This window comes from Spongiimicrobium sp. 3-5, assembly GCF_046557915.1.
Lineage (GTDB): Bacteria > Bacteroidota > Bacteroidia > Flavobacteriales > Flavobacteriaceae > JBHEBG01.
The window spans coordinates 1,040,210-1,059,710 of sequence record NZ_JBHEBG010000001.1 but is presented as its reverse complement, the minus strand read 5'-3'; the positions used below and the strand labels follow the sequence as shown (position 1 = coordinate 1,059,710).

Here is a 19,501-nt window from a genome sequence, read left to right as displayed (position 1 = left end):
ACAAACAAAGCCTCTGCCAAGGCTGCCTCCAGGTCTTTCGTACTCCGTCTTGTCACAATCGTTCTATTATTTTGCCATATTGAGTTCTTTCTTTAAAATATTTCTGAACCGTGTTGCACTTAGGTAATGATCATCTAGCAATCTGCCATTGTGCAAAAGATTGAAAACGCCAAAACCAGAAGGTGCCATTTTTGCTTCTTTTACGGTATTTATTTTAGACACTTTCAAATCTACATCGTAATCCATCGCAACGTTTAATAATGCTGCTACAGACTTCTCGTTCCAAGGGCACTGATCTGCATAAAGCAAATGCCAACCTTTGTACTTTTTTTGCTGGTTGGTCCAATTGTAAAATTTCGGTTTTTTTGCGTCCCTGTTCCATGTTTTGGAAAGTAGTTCAAACCTGTCCTTTGCTTCGATCTGCTCAAACCCATTTTTCTCAAAAAGGCTTTTGTTGGCCAACCAACCACCCGTGCTTGTTATTACACATACGCCATCCATACCTTTCGCTTTTGCTTCTTTTTCGGCTTCTCCAATAAGTATTGAACCATAACCTTTACTTCGCTCTTTTTTAGAGTAGACATAGGTACAATGAACAAACATATAATTATCAGCATCTATAGGACGCCAAGCATTTTTGGCCGGAACATATTCAATAAAGCCAATCATCTTGTCTTCATCATTTTTCAAGATTTTTATTCTTAAGCCTTCTTTATGACGCTTTTCAAACCAATTAACTTTATCCTTAAATCCTTGTCTTTTGGTGTCTTTTATGCAAAAGAAAGTCTCCTTTACCGCATTTTCTGTTGTAACCTCTACTATTTTCATAGTTTTCCCTTTAAATTTTTTATCATTTTTGCTGTGTGAACAATCTGTGTTGTATTAATTACACTGTCTCCGGTATTTTCGGTCTTACCAAAGAACATCATTGCGTAGAACGCAAAAAGCAAAATAGTTATAGTTTTCATTAGTGTTAAGTTTTTAGTTTGAGCACTAAATCTACTATCTATCAGCTATTTAAGAAATGATATAAATCATTAAGGACTTTTTTCCCAGTTGTCATTAGGAATTTAATTCACTGTTTCCACGTAATAAACTTAGAGTAAAGGTAATATGCGTTTAACGGGGGTATTTACAATATTGAAATGGTTACAATACTATATAGAGCCTTGTCATGAAGAATTCAGTCCATTTTGAAGCGTTTATAAAACGAACGTTTTGGAACTCACAAAACATGGTGGTTGGCATTTGATTTGCTAATAGGTTATTATGCTCCCTTTAGGCTGAAGTGCCCTTCCATTCCCAATTGGCACCCAATATGGCGGCACCTCCCGTCATTGGTCCATTCCGAGTAAGAAAGTACTTTTAAAAAATATAGTCTAATTGCAGTACGTACGGGCTTCGGTTCTAACCCTCCACTTTCGGAAGAAACCTTTTACAGGCAATATGCAGTGGGTTATCCTATTTTAAAATGAGTTTCATAAAGCCATCCTTAAAGGCCCTTCCGATAGGAAGAATAGTCTTCTCATCCAATCGGACCTGATTGCCTACGACTTTTTGGATTTTTGAAAGATTAAGAATATACGATTTGTGTACTCTAATGAACTTTTTGGGATCAAGAGTTTCTTCCCAATATCTCAAGGGTTCTTGGGTAAGATACTTTTTTTTGGTGGTAACTATTTCTGTGTAGTCGGCATCGGATTGTATAAACCGAATGTCCGATACCGCAATTTTGATATGTTCGTATCCTGATTTAATGAAGATGACCTCTTCAAAGGATATCGACCGCACCTCTTCTTTTGAATCTTTTGGGAGTGTTTTTGGTGAGGGCATTTTAGATACCGCCTGTACAAAACGTTCGAATGAAAAGGGTTTTAATAAATAGTCCAGTACGTTGTAATCATAACTTTCCAATGCGTACTCTGAAAATGCCGTGGTAAGAATTACATTAGGCCTTGGATTTAAGGTCTTCAAAAAGTCGATACCGGAAATCTTCGGCAAATGAATATCCAAAAAGACTAAATCAATTGGTTCGGTCTTTATGAAATCCATTGCCTGTAGTGCATCGGCGTAGGTGCCTTTTAACTCTATCATTCCAAAGTCTGAAATGTATTTTTGCAATACCCTTTGCGCCGGTGGCTGGTCTTCAATAATGATGCAACGTATCATTCGCCTTCTAATTTTAGCTGCATGGTTAAATGCACACTGTAGACATTTTGTTCGTTTTTTATGTTTAATTCGTGGGCGTTGTGATATAACAGACGTAACCGTTTTTTTACGTTCTGCAATCCAATGCCTTTTGAAAGGCTGTCTGTATTGGTAACGGGGCGAAAGCTATTTCTACATTCAAAATCAAGTAGCCCATTTTCCTCAACCTTAACATTCACCTCAATGAAAATATTGTCAGATTGGCTTGCAGTGCTGTGCTTAAACGCATTTTCAACAAAGACCGTCAATATTAAAGGAGCGATTTTATAGCCAGATTTGACATTTTCTGTTTTGAAATTCACCTTTCCCCGCTCTTCAATTTGAAGTTCGTTGAGTTTGGTGAAGTTCTTTAGGTGTTCTATTTCCTTTTGCAACGGTACATATTTCTCCTTACAATCATATAGCATATACCGTAGTACCGAAGAAAGTTCCAAAATGATGGAGGGTGTTTTCGGCGATTGTACCATAGCATAAGAATATAGGTTATTAAGGTTGTTGAACAAAAAATGCGGATTGATTTGTGATTTCAAGAATTGAAGCTCACTTTCCTGTATTGAAGAACGTAATTTTTCCAATTCGCGTTGCTTGATCGAAGCATCCCACGCAAATTTAAAACCTGCCAAGATGGCAATCACCGGCATCACATCCAATAAACTATAAATAACTCCCGGAAAATTGCTGCCCCTGGTATCGGGATAATAAATCTGTTCGAGCACCAATTCTTCTACTGCGATAATCACCGCCACCATAATAGATACAAAAACAAAGAAAAGCAAGTACTTTTTACGGTAAAAAAAATGGGGCAGTAATACATAATTGATAACAAATGCACCCAATGCGTAATTTATAAAAGCTACCACCTTGAATTCCTGAATACTAGGTTCATTACGGTCGAAAGAAAAGAACAAAAACAAAACGACATGCAATATCACTTGAAAAAACATTTCTTTCGAAGTACTGCTAAAAAAAGCTTGCTTGGCGGCCATGATATAAAAATACCATTTTATAATACGCCGTGTTTATACAATACTGTCATCGACGGATTGAAGGGGGTAAACAGCAGAAGAGTGAAACGTATGTCGTTTGGGATGCCCTTTTCGTCGTTTGCAGAAAATAGAGGACCTATAATTTTACTATAAAGCATCTTTGAAGTACAATCTATAATGAGTTTTTAAGATGAGGAAGTTTTGTTTCATTTGGTTTGTTGGAATGTTCATTTTTGGAATCCATAAGGCATCCGCACAAAACGGAACTATTACTATTTCTGGAAAAGTAATTGAAGAAACTGGTGGCAACCCCATTGAGTTTGCTACGGTGCTTGTAGGCAACCCAACTGACCAAAAACCGATTGCCGGAACCACTACTCTTGAAGACGGTACTTTTACCTTGGAAACCAATGCCTCCGATTTTTATATCGAAGTAAGTTTCATAGGTTTTACAACCAACCGCATCGATAATGCCCAGGTGGTAAACGCTAGAATAGATTTGGGGACGATTTCGCTTGCGGAAGATACCCAACAGTTGAAGGAAGTTGTAGTTGAAGGTGAAATTTCCCAAACAGTATTCAAACTTGACAAACGCGTTTTCAATGTGGGAGCTGATTTGAGCAGTACCGGGGCAAGTGCCCTGGAGGTATTGAACAATGTACCATCTGTCAATGTTAACATCGAAGGACAGGTAAGCTTACGGGGTAGCCAGGGTGTACAGATGCTCATCAATGGAAAACCTTCGGTCATAGCCAATGAACAAGGCAATGCCCTTGGCACCCTTACCGCAGACATGATAGAACGTATTGAAGTAATCACCAACCCATCAGCCAAATACGATGCCGAAGGAACTTCGGGTATCATCAATATCGTTTTGAAGAAGGAGGAGAAAAAAGGACTGAATGGTTCGGTTACGTTGAACACGGGCGTCCCCAATAACCACAGCCTTGGCCTTAGCTTAAATAGACGTACCGAGAAATTCAATTTATTTAGTCAGTTGGGTTTTGGTCGTAGAACCTTCCCAAGTGACGATGAAAGTGAAAATCGAAATTTGGTTGAAAATACTGCTATTAACAGTTCCGGACAAAGCGATAAGAACGAAACCTTTTTCAACCTCATTCTTGGCACTGATTACCATATTAATGAATATAACGTACTGACCCTTTCTGGGAATTTTGCATACGAATGGGAAAAGGAAAATTCTGATGCAGTTTTCAGCACCTTCGATTCGGGAAATTCCATAACCGATGCATTTGATCGTCGTGAGTTAACGACCGCCACCAACCCTAAATACTCCTATGAACTACAATACAAAAAAGATTTTGAAGGAAACGAAGATCAATCTTTGTTGATTAGTGCAACAGGTAATCTCTTTGCCAAAGACCAGTCTTCCGATTTTACAAATACCACCACTATTGGCAATAACGAGGACATGCAACAACAGACTCGAACAGATTTTAGTCAAGCCGATTACATCTTCAAACTCGACTATACACATCCTTGGGCAGAAAAATATACCATTGAAACCGGGAGTCAATATCAAATCAATGATGTAAAGAACGACTTTGCCATTAGTGATTTTGACGGGATTGGTTTTGTGGAGAATCCTGATTTGACCAGTGTGTTTGAATGGACACAAAAGGTGTTGGGCATTTATGTAACGGCTGCTTATGAAGGTGATAAATGGGGATTGAAACTGGGAGGGCGTTTTGAGGAGACCGATGTAGGGACACTCTTGCAGAACACAAATGAAAGTAACGATCAAAGGTATGCCAATTTTTTCCCTAGCGGACATACTTCTTATAAAGTGAACGATAATCTCTCGCTGCAAGCTGGGTATTCCAAACGGATATTTCGTCCAAGATTATGGGACTTAAATCCTTTCTTTAACATTCGTAATAATTTTAATATCCGTACTGGAAATCCCAACCTACAGCCCGAGTTTACCGATAGCTACGAAATTACGAGTATATACACGCTGGGCAAGGTCTCCATGAACTTGGGCGTATTCTATCGCCATACCGTAGATGTGGTGGAGCGAGTGGTCGTCTTCGAAGATAATGTAAGTATCTCGCGCCCAGAGAACATAGGCATAAATAATACCACAGGTATCGAGTTCAACGCAAAGTACATTCCTACCAATTGGCTGTCGTTTACCAACGATTTCAACCTTAGACATTTTGTGCGTAAAGGCTCGTTTGAGGGTACTTCCTTTGATTTCAAGGGCGACCAATGGTCAACAAGGCTTACCAGTAAGATTAAACTTCCTTCGGATATCGATATTGAACTAATGGGTAATTATCGCTCTGGTTTTAGAACTTTTCAACAAGAAATCACTGAAAACCTATTTATGGATTTTGGTGCAAGAAAGAAGATTTTAAAAGGAAAGGCCATTTTAAACTTGAGCATTAGAGATGTATTTGCATCCCGGATTAGGGAAAGTGTCACCAATCAACCCGATTTCTATCTTAGGAATTTCAGTCAGCGGGGTCGTTTTGTAACTTTCGGAATCAGTTTTGGTTTCGGGAAAGGTGAGGCTATGGAATTTTCAGGACAAAAAAGATTTTAAGCTTTTAACAGAATACCTATCGTACCAAACACACTCAAAAGGTAATCTCAACTTCCAATACCTTTACAAGTTACCATTTCATTAGGGGAGTACACCAATAAAAACCTGGTCTTGTTCTGTAAATAGAACAATTTAAGGACAGGGTCTACGTTATTAAGCTAGGTCAAAATTGCTATTTCAAGAAACTTTTAGCTTGGAAGAATCATTGAACTGAATTGAATATTTTTATCATATACGCTCATAGGAAATAATTTGAACGAACCGAAATGAGAAAGACTAAATTCTTTTGCCTAATTGTAATATTAATGATCTCCTGCGAATTTGAGCCTGTGGGTTCAGGTTCACTTTTAGAAAGTTCAAATGAGGATTCTGAATTTGCAACAGGTGGAATATGCATTGGAAATGGAGAATATGGGAATCATAATGCTAGTGTGCTTGTGAATTTTGATGTTCCGGATGATTTGCCAGATAATTTTGATCTATCACATTTATTACCCCCAATAAGAAATCAGGGACAGCAAGGTTCCTGTGTTTCCTGGGCAATTAGTTATTACATGAAATCACTTCAAGAAAAAATAGAATCTGAAACAGATTTTACCGTTTCGGACGTAACGAGTCCCGCCTATACATACAATCAGATCACCAAAGGGAATTGTGCGGAAACTGCAATAGTGGAAACCCTTGATCTACTTAAAACCAAAGGCGTTTGTTCTTGGAGCTCTTTTCCGTATTCAGATACAAATTGTGATAGGCAACCAACAGAAGAACATGATGAACAGGCATTACAAAATAGAATCAGTGACTATAAATGTTTGAGTGGGGAAAATATGGTTAATGAAATGAAAGGTCTTATCAATCAACAAACACCTGTTATCATCCTGGCATATTTATCTTCTGAATTTGGTAAGACCGATAATTTTGGACTTACAGCGTACAGAGAACATTTGGTAGATTATAGTTTAGGCAGATGCCACGCTATGCTAGTTGTTGGTTATTCAGATAAGTACAATGCCTTCAAAGTTGTCAATTCCTGGGGAACAGATTGGGGAGATAATGGTTTTGTTTGGATTGATTATGCAGCATTTGATAATGTAATAAATGAAACAGCTGAATTTAGAGTAATCAATCAAGCTTATGTGGCCTATGATTTTTAATTTCTATTGCGCCAAAGAATTGAGTTAAGAAACAAGTCTTTTTAAGTTAATCCTGAGGCATGGTTTTAAGGAGCTTTGCTATGCTTTCCAACCGGTACAATAAATCGGCGGTTTAATGAAACAGTGGGCATATTATCATCAATTAATATGCTTGTTGTGCTTTGTTGAAAATGATCTAAGAACATAAAAGTATCTAAAGAAGCTTGTTCTTATCCAAGAGTTGAATTAAATATGGTTTTATAGATTTACTAATAGGAATTTTGTCCTTATTGATCATGATTAACCGGTTTCCCTCAATACCAGCTATATGGTTCAAATTGGCGATAAATGATTTTTGAATTCGTAGAAAATCTTTTGTTGGTAGAATTTCATCCAATTTTGATAGACTCATTAAAGTGGTTACCTGTGTGTCTTTACATTTAAATTGCACATATTTTTGCAAACTCTCAATGTACAGTATCTCTTCAAATCTTACTTTTATGGCTTTGTAGCCCGATTTTACAAAAATATAGTCAAGTGCAATATCGGTATCTGGGCTGGAGTTATCTTTTTTTAACTTTTTTTGATTTAACAACTCCAACACTTTTGCGATAGCCATAAAGAACCTATCAAATTTTACAGGCTTTAATAAATAATCTACTACATTCAACTCATAACCTTCTAAAGCGTATTCTGAGTAAGCAGTAATTAGTATGGTCAAAGGTGGGTCTTGAATGGCTCGCATTAATTCTATCCCAGTTAAGTCGGGCATTTGAATATCAAGCAGTAGTATATCAATAGTTTCGTTTTTAATAAAAGAAAGCGCTTCCATAGCAGTTTGGCAGGTGCCAGCTACCTCAATATCAGGAATTTTTGAAAGGTAATTTTTCAAAAGGTTTTGCGCCAAAACCTCATCTTCGACAATTAAACATTTATACTTATCCAATTAGAGTAGATCTATGGTTAATGACACCTCAAACGTCTTCAATTCTTTATGAATCTCAAATTGATGCATATTTGGATAACTATACTTCAACTGCTCTCGAATATTGGTTATTCCGATTCCAACATCTTTCTTGTTTTGTTGAAAGGAATTTATGGTTTTAAAATATAAAACATCGTCTTTCACCGTGAGCTTAATTTGTAAAAAACCGTTAGGATTATAGTTAATATCGCCATGCTTAAAACAATTCTCCGCTAAGTTAACCAAAATTAGTGGCGCTATTTTATGATGTTGTTCAACTCCTTCAATTGCCAGTTCTATTTGCTCTTTCCCCTTCATGTTTTTTAATAATTGTAAGGCAACGTATTCTTTAACCAAACTGGCTTCTTTTTCCAATGGCACAACTTCCTTTTTACCTTCGTAAATGAGGTATCTCAGAATTTCCGATAATTTTTCAATCATTATTGGCGCGTGGTCATGTTTTTCAAGGCTTAAAGAGTATATATTATTTAAGGTATTAAATAAAAAGTGCGGACTTACCTGAGACTTTAAAAGTAGCAACTCCGCTTTTAATTTCTCGTTGCTCAATGCCAAGCCTCTTTTTTTTTCCAACTCATATTGATTGACCCTCCAAAACAAGAAAGAAACTAAAATAAAAGAGGTGAATTCAAGGGCAAATGAAATAACATCCAGCAAATAATATTCTAAACCTGTTAGATAGTAAGGGACAAAAAGGAATACGAAAAAAACAATTATGCTAATGATATAAACAAGCTTTCCCTTTCTTTCAAAATATTTTGGTATAAAAAAAAGCAAATTTGCGTAAGCAATAAAAGCGTTGATAAAACATTCTAGGAGGCTAAACAAAATGGCTTCTTCCAACTCGTAATCATACAACATGGAATCCAGAATCATTCCAAAGATGAAGAGCCAAAACAAAATATGATAGGCAACATTTTTTTTCATTACAAAACGGTATAGAACTGTCTAATGTATTGGTATATCTTCAAAGAAATAAATATAATCCATGAAAGCACGGATTTAAGTAATGAAATATCATTTAGTAGTAAAAACCACCAATTCAGTCTTATACTCCCAAAAAAGCTGCTTTGGTGGAAAAATCTTTATCCATGAGATTGGCCGAAGTATTTTCGAAGTATTGTTTTACTAAAATATAAAATTATGAAAACCAAAAGGTTTTTTTCAAACGGTGTTTTAATGATATCTCTAACAGTGGTTGCAAGCTGCGATAAAAATGAAATAGAGAATCTACCTTCTATTTCACCGCCAGACAGTACCATCGCTTTTACGATGCCAAGTGAAGAAGCAGAACATGAAGGTACTTGGTTGCAATGGCCCCATAAATACACCTATGGTCAAAGTACACCTAATAGATATGACCAAATATGGATTGATATGACCAAAGCGTTGCATACTGGTGAGCTAGTTCATATTGTCGCTTATAATGAAGAGGAAAAAAATAGAATTACCCAGCTTTTGGAAGACGCCAGTGTAGATATGGGTCAAATTGATTTTCTCCTTGAAAAAACAGAGGATGTTTGGGTCAGGGACAACGGGCCTATTTTTGTTCGCGATGAAAATAATAATTTAATGATTACCAATTGGGAATTCAACGGATGGGGAGGAAAGCATGGTTTTCAATATGACAATCAAATCCCTTTTCATGTCAGCAGTGCAATCGGTATTTCAAAAGTAGATATTGATATGGTACTCGAAGGAGGAGCAATTGAAGTGGACGGAGAAGGCACATTTATGGCTACAAGGAGTTCCATTCTCAATAATAATAGAAATCCAGGCTTAACTGAGGCACAAGCAGAAGCTTTCTTTAAACACTATTTAGGCGTCATCAATTTTATTTGGCTCGACGGAATCGCTGGTCTGGATATTACAGATATGCATATTGATGGAATTGCCAGATTTGTTGGTAATCATACCATTGCTACTTTTTCAAAAGAATTTGCCGAAAACTATGGGGAAGAGGTGATAATTAGCGATTACCAAGTACTGGAAACTGCTAAAAACGCCAATGGTGAACCATATACTATTGTGGAATTACCCATTGCAGAACGAACGGAAGGAAGTTACTTGAACTATTACGTTGGAAATGAAGTAGTGCTTGTTCCCAATTATAACGAACCTACTGATTCTGAAGCTAATGCCATTATCCAAGGATTATATCCAGATAGAGAAGTCATTGGAATTATTGTTAACGAATTGTGGGAAGATGGAGGTGCGATTCATTGCGTTACCCAACAACAACCAAAGTAATGAAACTATTAAAGTAGCAAGATAGAAGCCTATAACAATGCATATGAAAGCATGGCACAAAATAAAAGGCAGTGCAAACCAAAAAGTTAGTGTGTAAAAAACCGTTGCTATTCGTTAATTTAACACTGTGAACAATTAAAATAATATGACCAGAAAAGAGTTTGTTAAAATTTGCGGCATTCTTGGAATTGGACTTCCAGTGCAGTATTTATGTATGTCTTGCAAAAAAAAAGAGAATAATCCTGAAGCGTTTGGTGGTAAAGTAATAATAATTGGTGCTGGCGCTGGAGGACTATCAGCCGGATACTTATTGGATCAACTAGGAATAGATTTTGAAATTCTTGAAGCTTCCGCAAGTTATGGAGGAAGAATGAAAATAGATACGGACTTTGCAGATTTTCCAATTCCATTAGGTGCCGAATGGTTGGAAACCAGTACTAATATTTTTCAGGAAATTGTAAATAATTCTTCTGTTCCGGTAAATATCCAGACCGTTGAAGATGCGCCGGACCGAAAATTCGTAAATTATTCCTGGTACAATTTTTTTGAGGAATATATAGTGCCTTCCATTGCCGATAAAATCTCTTATAATACCATAGTGCAGTCCATAGATTATTCTAACGAACAAACTGTAATTACTGCTGATAATAGACAATATCTAGCCGATAAAGTAATTATATCTGTTCCCCTTAAAATTCTTCAAGATGGGGATATTCGTTTTACACCAAGCCTACCAAAAGATAAATTAAATGCCATAAACAATACTGTGATTTGGGAAGGGTTTAAGGCTTTTTTTGAATTTTCCATGAAATTTTATGATGATGATTTTGGATTTCAAATCACTCCACCAAGTAACGGACAAAAAATATATTACAATGCTTCTTTTGGTCAAAACACATCAAAACATATTCTAGGGTTGTTCGTTGTGGGTAAACCAGCTCTTGATTATATTAATCTTTCTGATAATGATCTGAAAAATTTTGTTTTAGGCGAACTAGACGGTATTTATTCCAATCAGGCTACCCCAAATTATATGAAGCACATTACGCAAAATTGGAATAACGAACCTTTTATTAGAGGAGGTTATATGACAGATCATGCCAACTGGAAAACCGTGGAAAAACTTGGACAAGCGGTAGCTAATAAAGTGTATTTTGCTGGCGGACCTTATACTGACGGCAATGACTGGGTTTCCGTTCATGCGGCTGCCCAATCAGCCAAAAAGGCTGTTGAAGAATTAAACAGTTGATAATTATTTACAACACAATTCTGTTGTATTAATTTCTTCTTTTTTAAATATTGTCCATTAAAAGCAAGATTTTAAGGGACGCCTTATTATACTATTTAATAAATCTTGTTATTAAAAGACACCAAAATATACAATTCCAAATGACCCACTAAAACAATGATTTGTTGTACCTATATTGTACCCGAATTGTATTTTTCATCTCAACTTAGATTTTAATACCATTTTTTAGCTAAATGCAAACATTGCAATAGAATTCTGAACAGAAAAAGAACTGGATCATTTCCAAAATAATTATCATTTAGGCGAACCCTTCCAGTTCCATAAAAAGTCAATTAACGAAACTATTAAAAAAGACCAGGAATGAGACCTTCTTATAAAAACATTATTATGAAGAAAAGTAGTCTCTTAAAATGAACGTTTCTTGGTACTTGACTTATTCCTTCGCTTAGTTCTTTTAACTTGCAATTTTACAGGACTCCCCCTATTTTCATCATTCGGTTCAGTCTACTGGCCATTTTTTCGTGACACTTCCATTTCATAATTCCATAAGCTGATTAAGGAATCATAAAATTATAGCTTATAGAACACAAATTTTGATATTAGTTACTAAATTGTAGAATAAATAAAAAGAATTTATATATTTGTTCTACAATTTAGTATAATAAGAGTTCTATTCATATTTTGGTATCGCAAAATTATACGCTTCAAGAAGAATTATATATAACATCTATAGATGAAAGAAACACGATTAGGAGAATTTGAAGAGGTAATCCTCCTGTTGGTGGGTATACTCGGAAAAGAGGCATACGCCTTTAAAATTGCCGATGATTTCGAATCCCAGACCGGCAGGAAAGTGTCCATCGGCGCCACTCACTCCACTTTGGACAGACTGTGCAAAAAAGGATTTTTGACCTCTGAGCTGGGTGAACCTACTGCGATAAGAGGGGGCCGAAGAAAACGGATTTATACCATTTCGGCCAGTGGCCAAAGGGCTTTGGAGACATCAAAGGAGTTGCGAACCTCCCTTTGGAAACAATATCCCGCATTTACAAAATTTACGTTCCAAGCATAAACACAAAAATGTCCGAAAGAAAAAGAATACCGCCCAAATTGGCTACAAGGCTACTGAACTGGTTCGTCAAAGACAAATTGATCGAGGAAGTCTCGGGCGATCTTGAAGAAAGATTTTATGAAGATGCAAGTACAACATCAATGCTCCGGGCCCGGCTCAAATACTGGTATCAAGTTCTAAATTACCTAAGACCTTTTGCCTTACGAAAATCAATTTCTTTTACAACTATGAATTACACAATGTACAGAAGTAATTTCAAAATCGGATATCGGAATATTCTATCGGACAGATGGTATTCCCTTGTGAATATCGGTGGCCTTGCTTTAGGAATGGCCGCCGCTATACTTGTCGGTATTTGGGTATATGACGAACTTTCATATAATCAAAAATTTGACAACTATGATTCCATTGCACGGGTCATGCAGACCCAGACTTTTAGCGGGGAAGTAAAGACCGGTGTGAACCAACCGATGCAATTAGCGCCTGTGCTCCGAACTGTGTACGGGGATCATTTCAGACATGTGGTAACCAGTTCTTTTATAAACAATGAACTATTGACCGTAGGAGAGAATGGCAAGACCAAAGTTTCCCGAAGTGGAAACTTTATGGAGCCTGGCATAGCGCATATGCTATCCCTACAGATGTTAAAAGGAAGCATGGATGCACTCAAGGATCCTACATCAATGCTATTATCGGAAACAACCGCAAAGGTATTGTTTGGAAACAAAGATCCAATGGGCCAAAGCGTACAAATCGGCACCATGATGGAGGCTCAAGTAGCCGGAGTTTACCAAGATATTCCCAAAAATTCTGATTTTGCTGACCTTACTTTTATTGCGCCTTGGGAACTACTGAAGAAAACGGCGAATTTTGAGGAACGTCTAGGCTGGGGCAACAATTGGTTTCAGACCTATGTGCAATTATCTAATGGGGCAGATATCGATCAGGTATCTACCTTGATTAAAGATGTAAAATACGATAATATTAAAAACGAAGGTGATTCCGGTGGTGCCGATACAAGACCGGTCATTCATTTACATCCAATGGAAAAATGGCATCTGTACTCCCGTTTTGAAAATGGGGCAAATACAGGCGGAGCGATAGAACGCGTATGGATGTTCGGTATCATTGGTATTTTTATTCTCTTGTTGGCCTGTATCAACTTCATGAACCTCAGTACGGCCAAATCCGTGAAAAGGGCAAGGGAAGTTGGTATTAGAAAAACGATCGGATCGTTCAAAAATCAGTTGATTTTCCAGTTTCTTAGCGAATCTTTTTTGGTGGCATCTTTGGCTTTTACAATCGCTTTGATATTGGTTTTCGCAGGCCTTTTCTTTTTAAACGACCTTACCGACAAAACGATGACCATACCTTACGCCAACCCTCTATTCTGGTTGTTATGTTTGCTCTTTATTTTGGTTACGGGATGTATTGCTGGTAGTTACCCTGCCTTTTATCTTTCATCCTTCCGACCCGTAAAAGTGTTAAAAGGGACATTTAGTGGGGGAAAAGGAGCTTCAAATCTAAGAAGGGCCTTGGTAGTTTTCCAATTTACCATTTCCGTGGTACTTGTTATAGGCACCGTCACCATATATAGGCAGATAGAACATGTAAAGGACAGACCTCTTGGCTACGACAAGAGCCAGCTTCTATACGTACCTATTAATGGTCCAGAGGTCCGTGATCGTTTTGAAACCATACGCAGCGAACTTATGTTGTCCAATGACATAGCGGAAGTAGCGGCTTCCGATGTCTTGGTTACAGGAACTTTTGTTACCAATAGCGGCTTCGACTGGAAAGGAAAAGACCCCGCAATGAGCGAAGAGTTCAGTACGCTCCGATCTACATATGGTTTTGGCGATATGATCGATTGGGAAATCATGGAGGGGAGGGACTTTTCCCGTGATTTTAAAAGTGATTCCCTTGCCTTTATCATAAACGAGACGGCAGCCAAATATATGAATCTTGAGAATCCGGTAGGAGAATTTGTAAAATGGGGAGAAAACGGTTCTTTTAAGATTGTTGGTGTGGTGAAGGATATGGTAACGCGTTCACCCTATGAACAGGTCAGACCAACAATTTTTACAGTGCACTATGGAGGCTTTTTAAATCTCATCAACGTAAAGATCAATAATGCGGATAATACCCAAGAAGCATTGGCACATATTGAAAAAGTGTTTAACAAACATGACCCCAAAAGCCTGTTCAGCTATAACTTTTTCGATGAGCAATATGCCCGTAATTTCATTGATGAAGAGCGCATGGGGAAATTAGTGACCTTTTTTGCATTGCTGGCCATTTTTATCAGTTGTCTAGGCATCTTGGGGCTTTCGGTATTCGTAGCGGAACAGCGAACTAAGGAAATCGGTGTCCGAAAAGTGCTTGGTGCATCGGCACTAAGTTTATGGAAACTGCTTTCCCGAGATTTTGTCATATTGGTCTTTATATCCTGTTGTATCGCTATTCCTTTTGGTTATTACTATATGAATGAATGGATTCAAGAATATAACTATCATACCGAATTGAGCTGGTGGATTTTTGTGGTGGCTGCAATAGGTACTTTAGCCATTACACTTTTGACCGTGAGCTTTCAATCTATTAAAGTCGCAATCAATAACCCGGTAGATAGCTTAAAAATGGAATAGACCTTTGAATAGGGTTATCTCAGTAAAAAATGGTAGGAAGTTATGAGATACCAAAGATTATAATATGGAGAAATTTGACAAAAACGGGTGTTCCATAAAAAGAACGTTTTTTGAGACATACGCTAATCTCTACGTTAGCTAATTTAAGGCCAATCACACATTATAAACACCCATCCATAAAATATTCTACGGAAATAACTCCTGAATAAATATTTTTAATACCTTGTTTGTTTCTTCCCCCAATAGTAGAACTTTTAAATATTCTCATTGTGGATTTCACCAGAAATTTTTTCCTTATACTGTCTATTTTATTATTTAGCTCCAAAACACTATCGCAGCAGAGCAAACCCCTAAAATCGACACCTACCCATGTAATTCTGGCGGGTGCCATGGTCGATGTGGAAAAAAGCCAAATAACTAAAGATGTACTTATCCTAATAGAGGCTGGAAAGATCGTTAAGGTCGATGGAGCAGACACCAAAGATGATTATGAAAACATTATAGACCTTTCTGAATACACCATTCTTCCGGGGCTCATCGATTGCCATGCCCATTTAGTGTTGAACTCTTATGATAAATCCATAGATCAATGGGAACTGCCGATTGCCAACTACGGTATAATGGGCACAGTAAATGCAAAAAAAACGCTCGTTGCAGGGTTTACAACGGTCAGGGACATTTGGGGTATTTTCTATAGCGATGTCGCATTGCGAGATGCTATCGACAGGGAAATGATCCCAGGACCTAGAATGTATGTCAGCGGTCCGGCCATCACAATGACCGGGGGCCACGGGGATTGGGAGAGCTGGATGGCCCCCCATCTCCAATTAAAGGAGAATCCTGCAGCCATTGCCGATGGAGTTGATGAAGTAAGAAAACAAGTGCGCCGACATATCAAACAGGGAGTCGATCTTATAAAAATTACGGCGACGGGTGGTTTTGGGACGAGCGGGTCCATACCGGGAGCTGCTACTTATACCGAAGAAGAAATTAGAGCAGCCGTAGATGAAGCAAAGAAACAAGGTTTAAAAGTAGCGGCCCATGCCCATGGAGCCGATGGAATAAAGAATGCCGTAAAAGCGGGTATTACTTCAATTGAACATGGAAGTTTGATGGACGAAGAAGCCATCAGATTGATGAAGGAACAGGGTGTTTATCTTGTGATGGATCTACTTGCGGCCCATTACTCCCATATCGAACTGAACAAAGATTATAGTGATAGAAAGTTAGGGGAGAGTAACAATGAATTATATACTCGATTTCTTAACAATTTTCAGAAAGCCTATAACGAAGGTGTGAAAATGGCTTTCGGTTCAGATTCGGGGGTATACCCACATGGGCGTAATGCAGAGCAATTCAATTTGATGGTTCAAGCTGGAATGACCGAAATCGATGCCATAAAATCGGCTACGATTATAGCTGCCCAGCTTATAGGAATTGAAGATAAAACGGGAAGCATCGAAGAAGGAAAATGGGCGGATATCGTCGCCGTTAAGGGAAATCCTTTGGAAGACATTACCGTGCTTGAAAATGTCGAATTTGTTATGAAGGAAGGTAAGATTTATAAAAATAACATAAAGTGAAAACCGAGTCGTGAAAAAACTTTTGAACGTACCAACACATATCATTCTCATAATATCGATGATCATTGGTGCTTCTTGCAAAAAGGAGGTAGCGGCCAAAACGAATTATGATTTGGTCATTTCGAAGGTCAACCTAATCGACGGCACCGGGAAAGACTTACAAGAAAATGTGAATATCTATATCAAGGATTCCAAAATCGCAAAAATTGATAAGGTCGCCCTCGGATCAAATGAGCAAAAGAACGTTATCAATGGAGAGGGTAAGTACCTTGTCCCAGGCTTTTTTGATTGTCATGCGCATACTGGAGATTATAAAGCAGATTTCCCAAGATTCATGCATTATGGAGTAACCTCGGTACTCATAACCGGGGGAAGCACTTGCACCAATGATTATTTTCGTCAAATGCGTGATATGGGCGAACAGGATTCCGTTCCGGGGCCCAGGGTGTTCCACACTAGTCAACATTTCATTGTAGAAGGTAGCCACCCGGTCAAGACGTATACCGGTAACAATTGGAAAGAGGGAGAGTCTTTCTTCATTTTGAAAGATACCGCGCAGATTTCCGAATTGGTGAAGAGCGTCTCGGAATATCCCATATCAGGCATCAAGTTGACCATCGAAGATGGACCTTATCCTCCCTTCGTGGAACGTATGCCACAAGAATTTGTAAATCATGTCAACAAAGAGGCTTTACAGAACGGAACTAGGGTATTCGCACACGTAAGTGATAATCATGAGCTTAAAATGGCCATTGACGCCGGAATCAAGAACTTGTTGCATTATACCGGTGTAGATTTGGATTTCGAGAAGGACAAAGAACTGATTCAAAGTATATATAACGACAGTATTTCATGGGTTACCACTTTAATGTTAGACAAGAGCATGATGTACCCTAAAAACCCTGAATGGTTTGATGTGGAAGGCCTTAAAGAAATCTATCCTCCGGAAGAATTCGAAAAAGTGAACAATCCGGACTATATTTTTCGTGCCGAGGAATTTGTGAAATTCTTTCAGGAATACTACGGCTTTGATGATCCTACGCTGAAACAAGTAATAGGCTTTCAGGTGGAGGATTTTATTCAGCTAACAAGGAATGGAGTGAACATGGTTCTTGGAACGGATACAGGAAATGATTTCATTTTACCTGGGTATAGCTTGCACGAAGAAATGCAACTATTGGAACTAGGTGGTATGGATCCTGCGCAAATAATCAAGATGGGAACTTTAAATGCCGCTAAAATGTTAGAAGTTGAAGATCGACTCGGATCTATTGAAGAAGGTAAAGTTGCGGATATGGTACTTTTAGATGCAAATCCTATAGAATCGATTAGCAATACCTTGAAAATAAATAGCGTGTTTAAAAATGGTAAGGTCCAAACTCGGATTGAATGACCAATAGAATGTCTTTGACAACTATTAAAAGTGTAAGAATCAAGTTCGGTAAAACTAAGATTTTAAGGGACGCCTTATTATACTCTTTAATAAATTTTGTTATTAAAAGACATCAAAATATACAATTCCAAATGACCCTCTAAAACAGTGATTTGTTGTACCTATATTGTACCTGAGCATAAAAAAAGCCTAGATTTTCATCTAAGCTTTTTGGTACCTTGGGTGGGAATCGAACCCACACTTCTTTCGAAACTGGATTTTGAATCCAGCGCGTCTACCAATTCCGCCACCAAGGCATACCATATTTGGCCTCCTATTACAATAGGGACCGCAAAACTAAAAAATATTTCCTTCTTCAGCCAAAAAATATCAACTTTTATCCTTTAGCAACCCAAATAAATTTTTAAATTTGCACCTCCTTAATCCGGAGGGCCGTTAATAAACTAAATAACAATACGTTAAGCATGTCCTATACAGTTCCCGAACCTAAAATTTTTGCCTGTACCCAGAGTGCAGCCTTGGCAAAAAAAATAGCAGCCTCTTATGGAACAGATTTAGGCAATGTTATTTTTTCTAGATATAGCGATGGGGAGTTTCAGCCTTCCTTTGAAGAATCTGTGAGAGGCGCAAGAATTTTTATCATAGGTTCTACAAATCCGAGCTCGGAAAACTTAATGGAAATGTTGTTGATGTTGGATGCTGCCAAAAGGGCTTCTGCCAGACATATCACAGCGGTGATGCCATACTTTGGATGGGCAAGACAAGACAGAAAAGACAAACCTAGGGTTCCCATTGCTGCAAAGTTGGTGGCAAAAATGTTGGAAGCCGCAGGGGCAACTCGGATAATTACCATGGATTTGCATGCAGATCAGATACAAGGTTTTTTCGAAAAACCGGTGGATCATTTGTTTGCATCAACCTTATTTCTGCCCTATTTAAAGGATCTGAATTTAGACAATTTAACCGTTGCTTCCCCAGATATGGGTGGCTCTAAAAGAGCCTACGCCTATTCCAAGGCATTGGGGAGTGATGTGGTTATCTGTTATAAACAACGTGCCAAGGCCAATGTTATATCGCATATGGAACTTATTGGGGATGTAAAAGGCAAGAACGTGGTATTGGTAGATGATATGGTAGACACCGCAGGTACCTTGGCCAAAGCTGCCGACTTAATGATGGAAAGGGGTGCTGCAAGTGTCAGGGCAATTACAACACACGCCCTACTATCGGGAGATGCCTACGAAAAAATAGAAAACTCCCAACTATTGGAGCTTATCGTTACCGATTCTATCCCAACTACCAGGGAGAGCAAAAAAATAAGAGTATTGAGTTGTGCAGACTTATTTGCAGATGTAATGCATAGAGTACACCATAACACCTCTATAGCGTCCAAATTTTTAATGTAAAAACAAAGTTTAATTTAATATATAC

15 protein-coding genes and 1 tRNA gene are annotated in these 19,501 nt (G+C 37.9%); 9 read left to right on the top strand and 7 right to left on the bottom strand.

All coding sequences use genetic code 11. The features are described from left to right. Positions 1–66 precede the first annotated feature (66 nt). The 4 genes from ACEQ81_RS04775 to ACEQ81_RS04760 all read right to left on the bottom strand — a co-directional run bounded on the left by ACEQ81_RS04775 (position 67) and on the right by ACEQ81_RS04760 (position 3,194). The gene (locus ACEQ81_RS04775) at positions 67–828 is read right to left on the bottom strand and encodes a GNAT family N-acetyltransferase (protein WP_411029702.1); all 762 of its coding nucleotides are present in this window, start codon (positions 826–828) and stop codon (positions 67–69) included. After that, the gene (locus tag ACEQ81_RS04770) at positions 825–968 is read right to left on the bottom strand and encodes a hypothetical protein (protein ID WP_411029701.1); all 144 of its coding nucleotides are present in this window, start codon (positions 966–968) and stop codon (positions 825–827) included. Before ACEQ81_RS04770 ends, ACEQ81_RS04775 begins: the two co-directional genes overlap by 4 nt. Positions 969–1,461: 493 nt before the next feature. Then, positions 1,462–2,169 (bottom strand): LytR/AlgR family response regulator transcription factor, encoded by a 708-nt coding sequence (locus ACEQ81_RS04765; RefSeq protein WP_411029700.1) that lies wholly within the window; start codon positions 2,167–2,169, stop codon positions 1,462–1,464. Continuing rightward, the gene (locus ACEQ81_RS04760) at positions 2,166–3,194 is read right to left on the bottom strand and encodes a sensor histidine kinase (protein ID WP_411029699.1); all 1,029 of its coding nucleotides are present in this window, start codon (positions 3,192–3,194) and stop codon (positions 2,166–2,168) included. The genes ACEQ81_RS04765 and ACEQ81_RS04760 overlap by 4 nt, the downstream gene beginning before the upstream one ends. A 190-nt stretch (positions 3,195–3,384) precedes the next feature. Here ACEQ81_RS04760 and ACEQ81_RS04755 point away from each other — a divergent pair, with 190 nt between their 5' ends. Beyond that, positions 3,385–5,763: a TonB-dependent receptor domain-containing protein gene (locus ACEQ81_RS04755; RefSeq protein ID WP_411029698.1), complete on the top strand. Its 2,379-nt coding sequence runs from the start codon at positions 3,385–3,387 to the stop codon at positions 5,761–5,763. Positions 5,764–6,029: 266 nt separating this feature from the next. Further along, positions 6,030–6,917 carry a C1 family peptidase gene (locus ACEQ81_RS04750; protein ID WP_411029697.1) on the top strand — a complete coding sequence of 296 codons (888 nt, stop codon included), beginning with the start codon at positions 6,030–6,032 and terminating at the stop codon, positions 6,915–6,917. 193 nt (positions 6,918–7,110) lie between these two features. Here ACEQ81_RS04750 and ACEQ81_RS04745 read toward each other — a convergent pair whose 3' ends face one another. Beyond that, positions 7,111–7,842 (bottom strand): LytR/AlgR family response regulator transcription factor, encoded by a 732-nt coding sequence (locus tag ACEQ81_RS04745; RefSeq protein ID WP_411029696.1) that lies wholly within the window; start codon positions 7,840–7,842, stop codon positions 7,111–7,113. Then, positions 7,843–8,721, bottom strand: a complete 879-nt coding sequence (locus tag ACEQ81_RS04740) for a sensor histidine kinase (protein ID WP_411029695.1) — start codon at positions 8,719–8,721, stop codon at positions 7,843–7,845. Positions 8,722–9,021: 300 nt separating this feature from the next. On the opposite strand from ACEQ81_RS04740, the gene ACEQ81_RS04735 reads away from it, so the two are divergent. The 6 genes from ACEQ81_RS04735 to ACEQ81_RS04710 all read left to right on the top strand — a co-directional run bounded on the left by ACEQ81_RS04735 (position 9,022) and on the right by ACEQ81_RS04710 (position 18,070). Continuing rightward, positions 9,022–10,128 carry an agmatine/peptidylarginine deiminase gene (locus tag ACEQ81_RS04735; protein ID WP_411029694.1) on the top strand — a complete coding sequence of 369 codons (1,107 nt, stop codon included), beginning with the start codon at positions 9,022–9,024 and terminating at the stop codon, positions 10,126–10,128. 145 nt (positions 10,129–10,273) lie between these two features. Beyond that, a complete protein-coding gene (locus ACEQ81_RS04730) occupies positions 10,274–11,377 on the top strand; it encodes a flavin monoamine oxidase family protein (protein WP_411029693.1) in 1,104 nt (367 codons plus the stop codon). A gap of 733 nt (positions 11,378–12,110) precedes the next feature. Further along, positions 12,111–12,449 carry a PadR family transcriptional regulator gene (locus tag ACEQ81_RS04725; protein ID WP_411029692.1) on the top strand — a complete coding sequence of 113 codons (339 nt, stop codon included), beginning with the start codon at positions 12,111–12,113 and terminating at the stop codon, positions 12,447–12,449. An 8-nt stretch (positions 12,450–12,457) separates the two neighbouring features. After that, a complete protein-coding gene (locus ACEQ81_RS04720; protein WP_411029691.1) occupies positions 12,458–15,094 on the top strand; it encodes an ABC transporter permease in 2,637 nt (878 codons plus the stop codon). A 269-nt stretch (positions 15,095–15,363) separates the two neighbouring features. Then, positions 15,364–16,677 carry an amidohydrolase family protein gene (locus ACEQ81_RS04715; protein WP_411029690.1) on the top strand — a complete coding sequence of 438 codons (1,314 nt, stop codon included), beginning with the start codon at positions 15,364–15,366 and terminating at the stop codon, positions 16,675–16,677. Positions 16,678–16,687: 10 nt separating this feature from the next. After that, entirely contained in the window at positions 16,688–18,070 is a 1,383-nt protein-coding gene (locus tag ACEQ81_RS04710) for an amidohydrolase family protein (RefSeq protein ID WP_411029689.1), read from the top strand. A gap of 211 nt (positions 18,071–18,281) precedes the next feature. On the opposite strand, the gene ACEQ81_RS04705 is transcribed toward ACEQ81_RS04710, so the two are convergent. Further along, positions 18,282–18,366: transfer RNA gene (locus ACEQ81_RS04705), tRNA-Leu, on the bottom strand. A 168-nt stretch (positions 18,367–18,534) separates the two neighbouring features. On the opposite strand from ACEQ81_RS04705, the gene ACEQ81_RS04700 reads away from it, so the two are divergent. Beyond that, positions 18,535–19,476, top strand: a complete 942-nt coding sequence (locus tag ACEQ81_RS04700; protein WP_411029688.1) for a ribose-phosphate pyrophosphokinase — start codon at positions 18,535–18,537, stop codon at positions 19,474–19,476. Positions 19,477–19,501: the final 25 nt, after the last annotated feature.

Coding starts and splice junctions, on each gene's coding strand:
- ACEQ81_RS04775 (WP_411029702.1), bottom strand. CDS start 828: ATGAAAATAGTAGAGGTTACAACAGAAAATGCGGTAAAGGAGACTTTC.
- ACEQ81_RS04770 (WP_411029701.1), bottom strand. CDS start 968: ATGAAAACTATAACTATTTTGCTTTTTGCGTTCTACGCAATGATGTTC.
- ACEQ81_RS04765 (WP_411029700.1), bottom strand. CDS start 2,169: ATGATACGTTGCATCATTATTGAAGACCAGCCACCGGCGCAAAGGGTA.
- ACEQ81_RS04760 (WP_411029699.1), bottom strand. CDS start 3,194: ATGGCCGCCAAGCAAGCTTTTTTTAGCAGTACTTCGAAAGAAATGTTT.
- ACEQ81_RS04755 (WP_411029698.1), top strand. CDS start 3,385: ATGAGGAAGTTTTGTTTCATTTGGTTTGTTGGAATGTTCATTTTTGGA.
- ACEQ81_RS04750 (WP_411029697.1), top strand. CDS start 6,030: ATGAGAAAGACTAAATTCTTTTGCCTAATTGTAATATTAATGATCTCC.
- ACEQ81_RS04735 (WP_411029694.1), top strand. CDS start 9,022: ATGAAAACCAAAAGGTTTTTTTCAAACGGTGTTTTAATGATATCTCTA.
- ACEQ81_RS04730 (WP_411029693.1), top strand. CDS start 10,274: ATGACCAGAAAAGAGTTTGTTAAAATTTGCGGCATTCTTGGAATTGGA.
- ACEQ81_RS04725 (WP_411029692.1), top strand. CDS start 12,111: ATGAAAGAAACACGATTAGGAGAATTTGAAGAGGTAATCCTCCTGTTG.
- ACEQ81_RS04720 (WP_411029691.1), top strand. CDS start 12,458: ATGTCCGAAAGAAAAAGAATACCGCCCAAATTGGCTACAAGGCTACTG.
- ACEQ81_RS04700 (WP_411029688.1), top strand. CDS start 18,535: ATGTCCTATACAGTTCCCGAACCTAAAATTTTTGCCTGTACCCAGAGT.